Origin of the sequence: Campylobacter concisus (assembly GCF_902460545.1) — a bacterium.
GTDB classification, from domain to species: Bacteria; Campylobacterota; Campylobacteria; order Campylobacterales; family Campylobacteraceae; genus Campylobacter_A; species Campylobacter_A concisus_AE.
In genome coordinates this window covers 82,085-96,242 of the sequence record NZ_CABPUE010000007.1, presented here as the reverse complement: position 1 = coordinate 96,242, position 14,158 = coordinate 82,085, and the positions used below count along the sequence as shown (strand labels likewise).

The 14,158-nt window shown below is 39.2% G+C and carries 17 protein-coding genes and 1 pseudogene; 4 read left to right on the top strand and 14 right to left on the bottom strand.

Annotated elements, in window-relative coordinates; all coding sequences use genetic code 11:
- Positions 1-186: 186 nt before the first annotated feature.
- Genes moaC through FZ949_RS05710 form a run of 3 tightly spaced genes read left to right on the top strand, consistent with a single transcriptional unit; the run spans position 187 to position 2,153 of the window.
- On the top strand, positions 187-663 hold the full coding sequence (gene moaC, locus FZ949_RS05720; RefSeq protein ID WP_180998598.1) for a cyclic pyranopterin monophosphate synthase MoaC: 477 nt from the start codon (positions 187-189) through the stop codon (positions 661-663).
- A complete protein-coding gene (locus FZ949_RS05715) occupies positions 638-904 on the top strand; it encodes an HP0495 family protein (RefSeq protein ID WP_103580089.1) in 267 nt (88 codons plus the stop codon). The genes moaC and FZ949_RS05715 overlap by 26 nt, the downstream gene beginning before the upstream one ends.
- A gap of 10 nt (positions 905-914) precedes the next feature.
- On the top strand, positions 915-2,153 hold the full coding sequence (locus tag FZ949_RS05710; RefSeq protein WP_103580090.1) for a hypothetical protein: 1,239 nt from the start codon (positions 915-917) through the stop codon (positions 2,151-2,153).
- Positions 2,154-2,262: 109 nt separating this feature from the next.
- On the opposite strand, the gene FZ949_RS05705 is transcribed toward FZ949_RS05710, so the two are convergent.
- The 14 genes from FZ949_RS05705 to FZ949_RS05640 all read right to left on the bottom strand — a co-directional run bounded on the left by FZ949_RS05705 (position 2,263) and on the right by FZ949_RS05640 (position 14,018).
- Positions 2,263-3,057: an undecaprenyl-diphosphate phosphatase gene (locus tag FZ949_RS05705; RefSeq protein ID WP_103580091.1), complete on the bottom strand. Its 795-nt coding sequence runs from the start codon at positions 3,055-3,057 to the stop codon at positions 2,263-2,265.
- Between the two features lie 57 nt (positions 3,058-3,114).
- Positions 3,115-5,025 carry a transketolase gene (tkt, locus tag FZ949_RS05700; protein ID WP_148790226.1) on the bottom strand — a complete coding sequence of 637 codons (1,911 nt, stop codon included), beginning with the start codon at positions 5,023-5,025 and terminating at the stop codon, positions 3,115-3,117.
- Between the two features lie 134 nt (positions 5,026-5,159).
- Positions 5,160-6,059: a polyprenyl synthetase family protein gene (locus FZ949_RS05695; protein WP_103580093.1), complete on the bottom strand. Its 900-nt coding sequence runs from the start codon at positions 6,057-6,059 to the stop codon at positions 5,160-5,162.
- Complete coding sequence (locus tag FZ949_RS05690; protein ID WP_103580094.1) at positions 6,056-7,165, bottom strand: DUF7488 domain-containing protein; 1,110 nt, start codon at positions 7,163-7,165, stop codon at positions 6,056-6,058. The genes FZ949_RS05695 and FZ949_RS05690 overlap by 4 nt, the downstream gene beginning before the upstream one ends.
- Positions 7,162-7,476, bottom strand: coding sequence for a YbaB/EbfC family nucleoid-associated protein (locus FZ949_RS05685; RefSeq protein ID WP_002941513.1), 315 nt, complete (start codon positions 7,474-7,476; stop codon positions 7,162-7,164). The genes FZ949_RS05690 and FZ949_RS05685 overlap by 4 nt, the downstream gene beginning before the upstream one ends.
- Before the next feature lie 3 nt (positions 7,477-7,479).
- The gene (gene panD, locus FZ949_RS05680; protein WP_002941539.1) at positions 7,480-7,827 is read right to left on the bottom strand and encodes an aspartate 1-decarboxylase; all 348 of its coding nucleotides are present in this window, start codon (positions 7,825-7,827) and stop codon (positions 7,480-7,482) included.
- Between the two features lie 2 nt (positions 7,828-7,829).
- A complete protein-coding gene (locus FZ949_RS05675) occupies positions 7,830-9,113 on the bottom strand; it encodes a UDP-N-acetylmuramoyl-L-alanyl-D-glutamate--2,6-diaminopimelate ligase (protein WP_103580095.1) in 1,284 nt (427 codons plus the stop codon).
- A complete protein-coding gene (locus FZ949_RS05670) occupies positions 9,091-9,645 on the bottom strand; it encodes a histidine kinase (RefSeq protein WP_103580096.1) in 555 nt (184 codons plus the stop codon). Before FZ949_RS05670 ends, FZ949_RS05675 begins: the two co-directional genes overlap by 23 nt.
- Entirely contained in the window at positions 9,632-9,907 is a 276-nt protein-coding gene (locus FZ949_RS05665) for a NifU family protein (RefSeq protein WP_021091089.1), read from the bottom strand. Before FZ949_RS05665 ends, FZ949_RS05670 begins: the two co-directional genes overlap by 14 nt.
- A gap of 209 nt (positions 9,908-10,116) precedes the next feature.
- The gene (locus tag FZ949_RS05660) at positions 10,117-11,034 is read right to left on the bottom strand and encodes an NrtA/SsuA/CpmA family ABC transporter substrate-binding protein (protein WP_103580097.1); all 918 of its coding nucleotides are present in this window, start codon (positions 11,032-11,034) and stop codon (positions 10,117-10,119) included.
- 76 nt (positions 11,035-11,110) lie between these two features.
- Positions 11,111-11,803 carry an ABC transporter ATP-binding protein gene (locus tag FZ949_RS05655; protein WP_103580098.1) on the bottom strand — a complete coding sequence of 231 codons (693 nt, stop codon included), beginning with the start codon at positions 11,801-11,803 and terminating at the stop codon, positions 11,111-11,113.
- Positions 11,800-12,549 carry an ABC transporter permease gene (locus tag FZ949_RS05650; protein ID WP_148790225.1) on the bottom strand — a complete coding sequence of 250 codons (750 nt, stop codon included), beginning with the start codon at positions 12,547-12,549 and terminating at the stop codon, positions 11,800-11,802. The genes FZ949_RS05655 and FZ949_RS05650 overlap by 4 nt, the downstream gene beginning before the upstream one ends.
- Positions 12,546-13,154 carry a hypothetical protein gene (locus tag FZ949_RS05645; protein ID WP_148790224.1) on the bottom strand — a complete coding sequence of 203 codons (609 nt, stop codon included), beginning with the start codon at positions 13,152-13,154 and terminating at the stop codon, positions 12,546-12,548. Before FZ949_RS05645 ends, FZ949_RS05650 begins: the two co-directional genes overlap by 4 nt.
- Before the next feature lie 123 nt (positions 13,155-13,277).
- Positions 13,278-14,018, bottom strand: coding sequence for a Cj0814-related protein (locus FZ949_RS05640; protein ID WP_508610094.1), 741 nt, complete (start codon positions 14,016-14,018; stop codon positions 13,278-13,280).
- Between the two features lie 29 nt (positions 14,019-14,047).
- Between FZ949_RS05640 and FZ949_RS09775 the strand changes: the two are divergent.
- Positions 14,048-14,158, top strand: a pseudogene (locus FZ949_RS09775) (hypothetical protein); the annotation flags it as partial.

Sequence of the window (14,158 nt, the reverse complement as noted above, 5' to 3'; positions counted from 1 at the left end):
TATAATAATTTAAATTTGAATTATTTCTTAAGAAAATTATTTAAATTAAATAATTATATTAAGTAATGAGAAATCTTTAGCATTTAAGTAAAAGCCAAAATTTTATGCATTTGGTATATTTTTAGCTTAAAACCATTGGTAATTTAAATTTGTTTAAATAGGCTATAATCCGCCAAAAAAGGAGAGATGATGCTAACACATTTAGATGAGAAAGATCGTCCAAAAATGGTCGATGTGAGCCCAAAAGATCCTACAAAAAGAGTGGCAACTGCTAGCGGGATCATCAAGATGAGCAAAGAGGCCTTTAAAGCGATAAAAGAAAATACTGGCAAAAAAGGCCCAGTTATCCAAACGGCTGTCATTGCTGCGATAATGGGTGCAAAAAAGACAAGTGAACTAATCCCGATGTGCCATCCACTAGCTATTTTAGGCGTGGATTGTGATATCGAAGAGCTACCTGAAATTTGTGCTTTTAAGCTTTATGTGAGCGTAAAAATAGAGGGTAAAACAGGCGTTGAGATGGAGGCATTAACTGGCGTTAGCGTGGGGCTTTTGACCATTTATGATATGGTAAAAGCTATAGATAAAAGCATGGAAATAAGTAATATCGTGTTAGAGAGTAAAACAGGAGGAAAAAGTGGCGAGTATATGCGATCTAAATAACAAAAAAGCAAAAATTGATTACCCAACGCATTGGGAATACAAAATAATATTTGATGCAGATGTCAATGTAGAAGAAAAGGTAAAAGAGATAGTAAAAGATAGAGAATTTAAGCTAGTCTTTTCAAAATTTAGCAAAGATAAAAAATACGCTAGCTATGACTTAGCCGTACTAGTTTTGAGCGAAGAAGAGAGACTAGAGATATTTTCAGCAATAAAACACGAAGCAAAATACGTTTTATAAGGTAAAAGATATGAACAATTTAGAACAAAATTTACATGATTATAAAAGCAGCGATGGCTTATTAATAAGCATAAAAGCTCTTTGCAATAACTTTTTTCAAGATGCTGCAAACAAAGATATAAATGCTTTGCCAGAAATTTTAAAGGCTAAAATGAATGAGCTTTATGACAAAATGAACAAAGAAGATCTCATAAATGCAAAAAATCTAAAAAGCGCTATGGAGGGGATAAATCAAGCCATTGTCGGTACCGAGGAAAAGGCACTTTACGAGCTACTTGATAAAAAAGATGAGCTAAATCGTGCAATAGAAGCAAAACGTGAAGAGATAAAAAATAGGCTCAAAATTTCATTTGAAGCAGCTGAAGAGGTCGTAAAAGATAGAAATTTTAGTGAAAAAGAGGAAATTTTAGAGCTTTTAAATAATGCGATCATTAGAGAAACAAGACTTCTTGGTATCTTAAAAGAGAGCGCTCAAATCGCATTTTTGACAACTCTTGAAGGTGCAAAAGATGTCGAAGAAACAGCTGGTGCGATAGCTAAAAATATGACCTATGTTGCAATAATTGGAGGAGAGTTTAGCAAAGAGCGGATACTTGAGATTTCAAAAAACATCATCATAGCAGCAGCAAATTTAGCAGACGAGGGTCATATCTTTGCAAAAGAGTTGATAAGTGGGGCGATAAGTGGCACAAGAGATGGTATTTTAAGGGCTATAGAAAAACTTAAAGATGAGGCGAAATTTGCTCCAGATGAGCTTAGGCTAAGCTCACAACTACTAAATTTAAAAAATATTGATGAAGAATTTATAGCCTTGCTTAGGGAACTTGAAAAGGAATTTGAAGGTGTAGCAAGGAATGAGATCGAAAATGTGATAAATAGCGAGCTAGATACAAACCTAGCAAAATTTAAACGCATTAGCGATCAAGCAAGAGAGCAGATCATTTCAAGGATAGAAGAGTTAAAGTCAAACGGCATGGCAAAGCTTATGAGTGAGGCAAATAATAAATTTGAAGCCCTAAAACAAGAGCTAAATGACAAGAGTAAAAAGCTAAAGCTAAATTTTGATACAAACGATAAAATCGAAGAGATCAAACAAGAGATCGCTAATCTTGAGAAAAAAGCCAATGAAAAATTTGAAGACATCAAACAAATTGACATCAAATCAGAAGCCAAGAAATTTGGAGATAGGGCTTACCAAGCTGCAAAAGATCTGCTAAATGTTATTAAAAAAGATAAAAAAGAGGATTAAATTATCAAGCTTATCTTGAAATTTTTCCTGAAATATACTCAAGTTATATATTCTTGCCAAGTGTGAAAAATTTCTCCACACTTGGCTTTTACTTTTTAAAGCTTCAAAATCACAAAAATAGATAAAGCAAAAATGCTCCCAAAATCAAGCGGTAGATGACAAAAGGCAGCATCCTGATCCTTGAGATGATCCCCATAAATAGCTTAACGCAAAGATAAGCACTAACAGCACTTATAATGACACCAAGGGCGATGTCGCTCCAAGGAAGCGCATTTGGATCTTTTATGAGCTTCATGCTCTCAAGTCCGCCGGCTAGGATGATGACTGGGATCGACATCAAAAATGAGAAATTTGCACTTCCCTTGTGGCTAAAACCTAAAAATAAGGCTGCCGTCATCGTTATACCTGATCTTGAGACGCCAGGGATAAGTGCCACAGCTTGAGCAAGGCCGATAATAAGCGCAAATTTTATGGTCATTTCATATTCGCTTTTATTTGTCGAGCGAAGATCTGCAAAGTAAAGCGCTATGCCAAAGACGATCGTAGTAATAGCGATCACAATGCCGCTTCTTGCGTACTCTTCGATAATGTTGTTAAATAAAAGCCCAAAGATCCCAACTGGAATGGTAGCAAATCCCACGCACCAGACAAGCAAGCTATCGCCTACCATCTTTCGTTGTGCGATCGAGGCAAAAAAGTCACGAAGTAGCTTAAAAATCGTATCTTTAAAATAAAAAAGTATCGCACTTAGCGTACCAACGTGCACTGCCACATCAAAGGCAAGCCCCTGATCTGGCCAGCCAAGTAGCTTTGGTACCAAGATAAGATGAGCCGAGCTAGATATCGGCAAAAACTCGCTTATACCTTGTACCAGGGCCAAAACGATAACGTGAGAAATTTCCATAAAATGCCTTTTTTGATTTTAGATTGCAGTTGGGGATTTTACTCCCCAAGATTAAATTTATATAAGTTCGCTAGCAAAATTTGCAAGCTTTTGCGGAGTAAATCCAAAGTGATCAAATAGCTCATTTGCCTTGCCACTGGCGCCAAAGCTGTTCATACCATAAACTGCGTCGGCAAATTTATACCACTCATAGCCAGTTGCAGCTTCAACTGCGATGATAGTCGTATTTTTATCTAAAATTTTAGCCACATACTCAGCTGGCTGCTCGCAAAGTAGGTCAAAACAAGGAGCTGATACGATGTTTGCACCGATGCCCTGCTCAGCTAGAAGTGCAGCTGCTTTTACACAGAGTGAGACCTCACTACCGCTTGCTATAAATGTTATCTTTGCGTCTTTTGCCGAGCTTAAAAGATATGCGCCGTTACTAACCTCTCCAAATTCGCCTTTTGCAAGTGGATCAAGCCCTTGACGGCTAAGCACAAAGGCACTTGGAGCGTTTAAATTTAGAGCCACTTGCCAGCTAGCTGCGTTTTCGTTGCCATCAGCTGGGCGGAAAGTGTAGAAATTTGGCATCGCTCTAAATGTGCTAAGCTGCTCGATAGGCTGGTGTGTCGGACCATCTTCGCCAACGCCGATACTATCGTGTGTGAAGACAAAAAAGTGCTTGATGCCCATTAGCGCTGCTATCCTCGCACTTGGCTTTAGATAGTCGCTGAAAATGAAAAATGTTGCTGAAAATGGCAAGAAAAGGCCGTATCTAGCGATGCCATTGTTGATAGCTGCCATGGCGTGTTCTCTGATGCCGTAGTGGATATTTTTGCCATTTGGGAAGTCGCCCATACCCTTTAGCTCAGTCTTATTTGAAGGAGCAAGGTCAGCACTACCACCGATAAAGCCGGGTAGTTTTTTAGCTATTTCATTTAAAATGGCATGGTTTGTATCTCTTGTGGCTAGCTTCTTGTCGCTAAAGTCTGGAAATTCGATCTTGCTAAAGTCTGGATTAAGAAGTGAGTTTAGTAAATTTTTGCCTTCAATGCTTAATGCCTCAACCTTTTTGTTCCACATCGCCTCTTCTAAATCGCCCTTTTCAACTGCACCTCTAAATCTTAAAAGTACGTCCTCATCAATGGCAAATTTCCTCTCAGGGTCAAAGCCAGCTGCGGCCTTTGCCTTTTTGATGATCTCTTCGCCAAGTGGTGCTCCGTGGCTGTGGTGTGAGCCCTCAAGCTCCATTGCGCCGCGTGCTATGCGCGTGTTTGCGATGATGAGATATGGCGACTCTTTCTCGTTTGCTTGCTCAAGTGCAAATTCGATCTGGTCATAGTCGTGTCCATCGATGCGTGCGACCTCCCAGCCCTGCGCCTCAAACCTAGCTTTAACGTCCTCACTAAATGCGATCGCTGTGTCGCCCTCGATCGTAATGTTGTTTGAGTCGTAGATGAGCACAAGGTTGTCTAGTCTTAAATTTCCTGCGATTGAACATGCCTCGTAGCTTATGCCCTCTTCTAGGTCGCCATCACCACAAAGACAGTAAATTTTATGATCTATTATTTTATTATCTGGTTCATTTAGCACGTTTGCAGCGTATTTTTCTGCCATGGCTAGGCCAACTGCATTTGCTACGCCTTGACCGAGTGGGCCAGTAGCAACCTCAACGCCTGGAGTGTGAATCTCTGGGTGTCCTGGAGTGTTTGAGCCAAGTTGGCGAAAATTTTTAAGCTCATCAAGGCTTAGATCGTAGCCACTTAGATGTAAAAAGCTGTAAACCAAACTTGAGGCGTGACCACCACTAAAAACTAGCCTATCTCTGTTTAGCCATTTTGGATTTTTTGGATTGTGTTTTAAAAAGTTGCTTAAAACCACCATAATATCAGCTAGGCCCATAGGAGCACCTGGGTGACCGCTGTTAGCGTTTTGCACCATATCAGCGCACAAAAATCTTATAGTATCGGCTTGTTTTTTTAGCATATGATCTCCTTTTATTGTTTTGGATTATACAAAAAAGTGATTAAAACTTGCCTTGCGTTTTTGTCCAAAATGTCTAAATTAGTGATATAAATTTTTTAAATTTTTAGCAGTAAAAAGCTAGAAATTTCTAGCTTTTATCTAAGGTGTTTATCCGTAAGCTCCAAGATCATCTTAGCTATGCCAGCGTCTATCTGATTTAGCGCCTCTTCTATCTCGCAAATAAGCTCATCTTTTTTCTTTTTTGCGCCCTCAAGGCCAAGTAAATTTGTAAATGAATTTTTAGCTAGGTCGTTATGCACAGGCTTTCCAGCAGCTGCCTCGTCGCTTGTAAGATCGATGATGTCGTCTTGTATCTGAAAAGCAAGACCAAGTTTTAGGCCGATATCATAAATTTTCTCACACTCACTATCGCTTAAATTTATTATTACAGCGCCCATTTTTAGGCTTGCAGCGATCAGCTTTGCAGTTTTGTGGATGTGTAAAAATACTAGCTCATCAAGGTTTAGCATCTTGCCAGAGAGACCAAATTTAGCCTTTGCTCTTTTGATGTCCTCTTTGTTCGTATTTTCAAAAAAACAATCCAGCGCCTGACCTAGCACCATGCCGCTAACGCCAGCATTCTCGCTTAAAATTTCCACGCATTTTATACGTGTTTCAGCTGGCAAATTGGCACGTGAAATTTCATAAAAAGCATGCGTATTTAGCGCATCCCCTGCAAGTATCGCAGTTGTCTCGTCGTAGGTTACGTGAAGCGTTGGTGTGCCGCGCCTAAGGCTTGCGTTATCCATAGACGGCAGATCATCATGGATAAGCGAATAAGTATGTATCATCTCAAGCCCTAAAGCCACTCTCATAGCCTTTTGCGTGAGGCTTTTATCCACACTTTCCACCATACCAAGAAGCAAAAGCGCCCTAAAGTGCTTGCCCCCAGCCTTTAACATAACGCCAAGTGCCTCCTCGTAGTAAGGGTGAAAGCTAGGCACCTTTGGCAAATTTGCGTTTAGAAATTTTACAAAGTCCTCAAGTAGGCTCATTTTGGCACTCTTGCAAAAAACTGAAAGTCATTTCTAGTAAATAGAAGTGTAAAATTTTTTAATTCACCAAGCTTCTCTAAAAGCTCTTCACGGCTACTCACGCTTTGTTTATCAAAACCCAAAATTTTATCGCCGGTCTTGATGCCAAAAATTTCCGCATTTGACTTTGGCTCGACCTTTGTAACGACTAAATTTTTATCCACCGTAATGCCATAATCAACCAAAATCTTATCATCAAGCATTGTTTGTGGCTCTTTTGGCATGATGTTAAAATTTGGTATATCAAGGCTTGAAGGGGCGTCTACATCGAGGCTTTGGTTAAATTTCACATCCCCGCTTACTGGCACTTGAAAAAGCATTTCTTGCTTATCGCGCTTCACGATGATGTCAAGCTTTGCGCCCTTTGGAGCAAAAAGTACCATCTCATTCAGCTCTCTTAAGCTCTTTGGCTTGATGCCATTTACACTCACAAGCTCATCATCGACCATCATCATCTTGCCACGGCCCAAAGGATCAACAAGACCCACAAAAAATTTATCCTCTTTTTGCAAGAATTTCACGCCGATATCGCCGTAGTAGACGTCATCGTAAGATACAAAGTGCTTTAGGTAGCGATTTGGTATAAATTTATCAGCTCCAACAGCTATGCCTATCATCTTACAACAAGGCGTGTTTATCTCGCCAGTTGCGTTATACTCGAAGCTTAGCGTGTCAAAGTCGCCTAAATTTTGCCCCAAAGACTTGATGTGACCCATCACTGTGTTGTTAGAGTCATTTAAAATGCCAACCCAAGTGCTCTTTTTTATGCGCTCCTCATTGGTCTCATCAGCCATCACGATAGGGCTTAGCTCCTTGCTAGAGCGAACTAAAAAGAGCTGCAAATATGGGTCAAATTTGACATATTCGCCAAGTGGAGCTCCCTCACTTTTTGGTACTGCGATTAAATTTTTAGTGATAGCTACACCAAAGTGTTTATTTACCGAGACGATTGAGTTTTTATTCTTTTCAAAGCAGGCGTTAAAGTCCTCTTGCGTAGGCCTGGGATCAGCGTTTAGGCAAAGCGCTGATAGCAAAAGAGCAATGGCAAATTTATAATTTAGTCTCATTTTATCCCCATCGAAGCAAGGCCGCCAAGCATCCTTGAAGCGGTGTTTTTCTTGTCAGCCTCAACTGACTTTAGCACATCATTTACGGCGCTTATTAGCAAAATTTGCATGCTCTCTTTATCTTCAAGCAAGCTATCATCTATACTGATATCAAGTATCTCGCCACTGCCGTTTGCTCTAACGCTCACTAGTCCGCCGCCGCTTTTTGCGCCAAATTCTTTATTTTTGCTCTCTTCTTCCATCTGTTTGGCTTGCTTTTGCACATCTTCAAGCATCTGCCCCATCTTCGAAAAGTCAAATCCCTCAAACATCGCCTACTCCTTTATGATCTCGTTTTTGTTATTTACATGCACGATGGTTGGCTTAAATTTCTTAGCCTTTTTAAATTTCATGCTAGCATAAGCTACGATGATGACCACGTCTCCTACGCAGACCTTTCTAGCAGCTGCGCCGTTTAGGCAAATTTCGCCTTTTTTGCCCTTTATCACGTAGGTGGCAAATCTCTCGCCGTTATTTACGTCTAAAATTTCAACCTTTTGATTTTCTATCAAATTTGCAGCCTTTATAAGCTCCTCGCCTATGCTGATCGAGCCAACATAGTTTAAATTTGCGTCTGTTACGACGGCTCTGTGGATCTTACTAGCTAAAATTTCTATATTCATTTTTACCTCTTTAAAAGCTCTTTTACTACTTCTTTGTCGCTAAATGGGTGCTTGACGCCATTTATCTCCTGATATGGCTCGTCGCCTTTGCCAAGTATAACAAGCGCCCAGCCGGGTTCTAGCTTGCTAATGGCTAGCGCGATCGCCTCTTTGCGGTTGGCGTTTCGTATCAAATTTTCATTTTGGCTCATGCCAGCACAAATTTCATCGATTATGCTCTCTGGCTCTTCGCTTCTTGGATTGTCACTTGTAACGATACAAATTCTTGCGTATTTTTGGGCTATCGCTCCCATTTTAGGGCGCTTTGTCCTATCTCTATCGCCGCCTGCACCAAAGACTGCGATCAAATTTAGATGTCTAAGTGAGTTTAGCACCTTTTCTATGCCATCTGGCGTATGAGCAAAGTCCACAATGACTAGAGGATCAGTGCTAACCACTTCCATCCTGCCACTAACACCTTTAAATTTGCTTATCGCATTTGAAAGTGCGGCTGCATCTGGGCGCTCTAGCAGGCAAACTGCGCCAAGGGCTGCGATTAGGTTGTAAAGATTAAACTCACCTTGCAGACTTGAGTCTATCTCCACATCGCCATTTGGCGTCTTGATAACCGCATCTATACCGTCTTTTAGCCCATAAACCACCGGCGCAAAGCTAGCTGGCTTTTTGAGCGAATATGTATAGGCATTTTTTGGGTTAAATTTAACACCACCATCGTCAATATTTATGAGTTTTACGCTCTCATCGTCAAAAAAACTTGACTTTACTCTAGCGTACTCCTCCATGCTCTTGTGGTAGTCTAGGTGATCTTGGGTTAGGTTTGTAAAAATTTTAAGGGCAAAATTTAAGCTCTCTATGCGTTTTTGAGCGATCGCGTGCGAGCTAACTTCCATCACAAAGTACTCGCAGCCCTGCTCGCTAGCTGCTTTGAGGTATGAAAGCGTCCTTAAAATAGCACTTGTCGTAAGCGCCTTGTCATCTATCTGCTTGCCCTCTATAAATGCCCCTCTTGTGCCACTTAGCCCGCATTTTTTGCCTAAATTTCGTAAAGTCTCATAGATAGCAGCAGCCGTTGTGGTCTTGCCATTTGTACCTGTGATGCCAACTATCTTTAAATTTTTATCGATATTTAAGAGCTTTTTGCATTCTTCAAGGCTGATTATTTTAGCGCCATTTTTTACCGCTGCCTCTGCAAATTTTGCATTTGCAGTAGTTTGCACAAAGTATGCACCCTGCTCGCACTCGTTTGAGTCATCTGTTATGAAGCTATTTTCTACTGATATTTTCATCGTTTTGTCTTTTTTGTATCTCTTTAAAAAGCTGATCTATGCGCTCATCGCCACCAAACATCACCGCCGCACTCTCAAGATAGTTTATACTCATTTCGATGAAGTCATTTTTTATCAAATTTCCCAAAAATTCTAAAAAATCATCTTTGTTTGAGATCATAACCTTGGTTGAGAACATGATATTTTCAAAGACCTTTTTGAAGCTCCCGTCCTTATAAACAGCCTTTTTAAAGTCCTCGTAGCTGATCGCGTCTTGCTCTTCAAAATACTCATCGCTAGCCAATCTTGATTCTAAAATTTTTAAAATTTCATCCATTCCTTCATCATCTTCGCCAGCTCTTAGTTTATCCATAAAATAGTCAAATAAAAGCTTTGCTTCCTCTGCATTTTTCTCGCCAAGGGAGCAAATTTGTATCAAAAATAGTAAATTTTTATCCTGTGTCTTTTCGTAAGCTAGAGAGAAGTAAAAGATCGCGTCTTTAAATTTAGAGCGCTTGAAGTGTTTAATGCCTATTTTTTTATAATCTATCAATGTCAAATTCCTCGCCAATCGGGATATTTACGACCTCAAGCTCTGGGTGAATATCCATACGAAGTTGTCTTTCGAGTCCATATTTTAGTGTAGTTGTGCTAGCTGCACATCCATGACAATGCCCTGTAAGTCTTACGTAAATTTTGCCGTTTTTTATGCCAAGTAGCTCCATGCCACCGCCATCATTTTCAAGCATCGGTAATACCTTTTGCAAACTCGCACTGACTGGTTTTAAAAGTTCTTCATCGCTAAATGGGATCATATCTTTTTCCTATTAAATTTTTGGGCTATTATAGCAAAATAAAAATGCAAAAAATAATGGCTATATTTTTGCTTAGCGCTAATTTTGCTTTGTAATGTAAACCTTTTTGACACACCTAGTCAGTTTTGATTATTAAATATTTGAGCTAAAATTTAGTAAATTTTTGATTATTAGTTTTAGGATAAAAGGGCAAATTTCGCCCTTTTTGTTTAATCTATTAGAAGCGATTTTATATCTACTTTTTGCTCGATCATCTTGCTCTCAAGCATAAATTCTTGCGTAGCTTCAAGTGCTTTTATATCTTCAGGCGTGATCTTTGGACTAAAGTCATACTGCGGATACATACTCTTTACCGCCTCTATGCTAAGCCCAGTCTCTTCAGCCGTAAATTTTAATGCCTCTTCCTCATTTGCTTTCATAAAAGCCAAAATTTCATCTTGAGCCTTTTTAAATTTTTCAACTAGATCTTTATGCTTTTTGTAAAATTCTCCGCTTGTGGCAGTGACGATAACTGGAGTGATGACGCCCTTGCCTGTTGTTACGACACTAAGTCCTGATTTTTTAGCATTATAAGCAGCTGGTCCAGCAAGAAGTGCTGCATCGACACTACCATTTTCAAGTGCAGCTTGTGCAGCTGGGATGCCCATAGAAACGAACTCTACGTCATTTATACCTAGACCGCCAAGAGCAAGATACCTAACCAAAAGCTCATTTAATATCGTGCCTTTTGGCCCTGCTATTTTTTTACCTTTTAAGTCTTTAGCGGTTTTTATGCCTTTATCTTTAACAAATATCGCAAAAGCTTCAGGTGCTCTTGAATATGCACTTATGATCTTTATGTCAGCTTTATTTGCTGCTGCAAGTATGACTGAAGTTCCGCCCACGCAGTTTAGAAACTGGAGCGAATTTGAAGCTAGAGCTTGAGTCTGCTTTGCACCTGAGGTGATCTCGGAGTACTCGACTGGCATGCCAAAAGATTTAGCATAAAAGCCTTTAAATTTATCGACGATTGAGGGGACATTTAGCGGCGATTTGACGTAGGTCATGCCGATCTTATCTAGCTCACTTGCGTTTGCTACTAGACAAAGCAAAGAGGCTGCACACAAAATCTTAAAAAACTTTCTCATATTTGCTCCTTTAAAAATTTTCCAAATTATATAACTTTTTGCTTCGTTTTGGTTTTAATTATCATTTTATAAAATGCTAAATTTCGCTCAAAATTTTACGCTTTAAATTTATTAGTTCATCGCAAAGCAAATCTCTTGGCTTAGCTAGATTTGACAGGTCATAGCTTGATTTCATCCCGCCTTTTTCAAGCAAAATGATCTCATCTGCTAAAAATAGGGCTTCATCGACATTATGAGTGACAAAAATGATGGTTTTGCTGGCTTGAAGCTTTAAAATTTCAGCCTGCATGCTGGCTCTCGTAAAAGCATCAAGTGCTGCAAATGGCTCATCCATAAGGATCAAATTTGCCTCGTACGCAAGCACTCTTGCAAGCGAAACACGCGAGCTCATACCGCCAGATAGCTGCGAAACAGCGGCAAATTTAAAGTCGCTAAGCCCTATCATTGATATGAGCCTATCTATCTTTGCCTCGTCTATCTCATGCTTTTTAAGCGCAAATACGATATTTTCATAGACATTTAAAAAAGGCATGAGCCTAGGCTCTTGAAAGACAAAGCCGATCTTTGCTTGCTCTTTAAATTTTATCTCGCCAAGGCTTAGACCCTCAAGTCCAGCAATAAGCCTTAAAAGCGTAGTTTTACCGCAACCACTTCTGCCAAGTATTACAGTGATCTTATCTTTTTTTATAGTTAAATTTAGCTCTTTTAAAACGTCGATACGCTTGTCATTAATAAAAAAATGCTTGGATAAATTTAAAATTTCTATCATTTTTCACTTCGTAAAAGGCTAAATTTAGATATCAAAAATAAAAATATCCTATCTATGAGTACGCCACAAATTCCTATCGTAAATATGCCAACAAATATCCTATCTGCGCGTGAAAGCTCCTCAGCGTCAAGTATGAGATAGCCTAGCCCGCTGGAAGCTGCGATCATCTCCGCTCCCACAATCGCTCGCATAGCGTAGCCAAAGCCTATGCGCATACCTACAAAGATATCCTTTATGGCATTTTTTAGGATGATCTTGTAAAAAATTTCAAATTTGCTAAAACAAAAAATTTTACCAACTTCAATAAGCTTCACATCGCAGCTAGTTAGCCCTTTTGAAATGCTTAAAAACATCGGGAAAAACGATGCTAAGATGATAATAATAATTTTTGGAGTTTCGTTTATACCAAACCAAAGTACCAAAATAGCAATAAGGCTAAGTGGCGGAACATTTCTAAAAAACTCTAGTATCCACTCATAATAAATACTAGCTTTTGGAAATAGTGCCGCCACTCCGCCAAAAGTAAATGCCAAAATAAATGCAAAAGCATAGCCAACAAATATACGCTTAAAGCTAATCATCACATGCGTTATTAGCTCGCCGCTTAAGCTCATATCAAACATCGTTTTAAGTGTCGTAATAGGACTTGGCAAGATATAGGGCGTGAAAATTTCTAGCTCGCAAACAACCTGCCAGAGGACAAAGATCACTAGGATCAAAACGCTCTTTTTAAAAATTTCTATCACAGCCCATCTCCATTGTGACAGCCGTTTTCGCAGTATAAAAGCTCGATGATCTGATAGTTTTTAAGCTCGCTAAATTTATATGAAAATGCGTTTTGTATCTTTTCTTTACTACATAAACTTAGTGTTTTTATGCCCAAATTTTCAAAAAATCCAGGCGGGATCGGACTTGATTCTATTTTGCTTATTTGTAAATTTATGTCGTTTAGCTCTTTAAATTTTTTCCATGTTAAAAATGTAGTTCTCTCTAGCTTTAAAGAATTTCCAAGCTCAGCCAAGTCCTCACAAGGCGTTGTTATATAAAGCCACTCATTTTCTTTTAGCTTTGAGCTAAGTTCAATGGCGCTTTCAATTAAAATGGGGTTTAAGCTTGAAATATTGTTTGAAAATTCTTTAAAATTTGATCTTATAAAATTTACAGCTCTTGGACAGCGACTATCTAAAACCATGCCTTTAGAGCATAAATTTTTATATGAATTTTTGATATCGCTAACATGATCTTTTTCGCACTCTACTATGTTAAAGCCCTTGTTTTGCAAGAGCTCTTTTAACGCAGAGAAGTCATACATATTTTTTACAACAGGATTTAGCCAAAGTAGCTTTCTCACGAGTTCTCCGTAATTTTAATAATAGAAATCAAGATTCTATCATTTAAAAATTTAAACCAAGTAAAAAGAGCCGCTTATGACTAAAATCATAAAAGATAGGCGGTACAAAAAACTAAACTTAGCCTACACTTTTATATCTAATTTCTGTTTTTGCTCCACTTTTTCCATTAGCTTTAGTATGTCAACTCCGTTTTTCTCAAGCTGCATTAGTTCCTTAAGATAGGCAAATTTCTCATCTTTGTTGATGTCGTAAGTAGCCAGTTTCTCACTTCGTCCGATCACTGAAGCATAAACTTTGTTGCCATCAAGTTTGTCCGTATTTTGCACATTATAAAGCGAGAGCACGCCCTCTACCACCTCTTTAAAATCCGCCCCACTCTTCATGCCAGCTTTCATAAGCGTAAGAAATCTCTGTCTGCTCTCTTCGTCAGTAAAATTTATATTTTGTAGCGTCTGGTACTCAATTGGCGGCTTATTAGTGCTTGTTAGCATAGAGATAGCCTTTTTGCCTATCGTAATGCTCTCCACACCGACTCTTTCGCCAAGATACTGCCTAAGTGCATAATCAATCCACTTATCTTTAAACTCATCTATACTTAGGTCTTTATCAAGTATCTCAAACCCTTCCACGTGGCTCTTGTGACCAAGCCCAAGAAGTGTGTTATCAAGTTTTGATGTATACTCTTTTGCAAAGAGATCGACATCTGTTGGATAATATCCTATGATCTCTTCGTGAGCTCTGCCAAAGCCAAGTGCTTTGGTCTGGTTGATAAAATTTTTGAGATCATTTATCTCATCTTGGCTGACTTGTTTGTCGTACCCCATGAGCTTGCCCCAGATGCTTATCTTGCCATTAGCAGCCATGCCTGATAGCGAGAAATTGCTAGCAAATGGCCAAAAACCCAACTCACGGCGATATAAATATGATAGTGCTAGCCCCTAGTAGCCTAGAAGAGTGCTATACGCAGACTGTGCGTGCCTTTAATCTCGCAGCTAGGTTTATG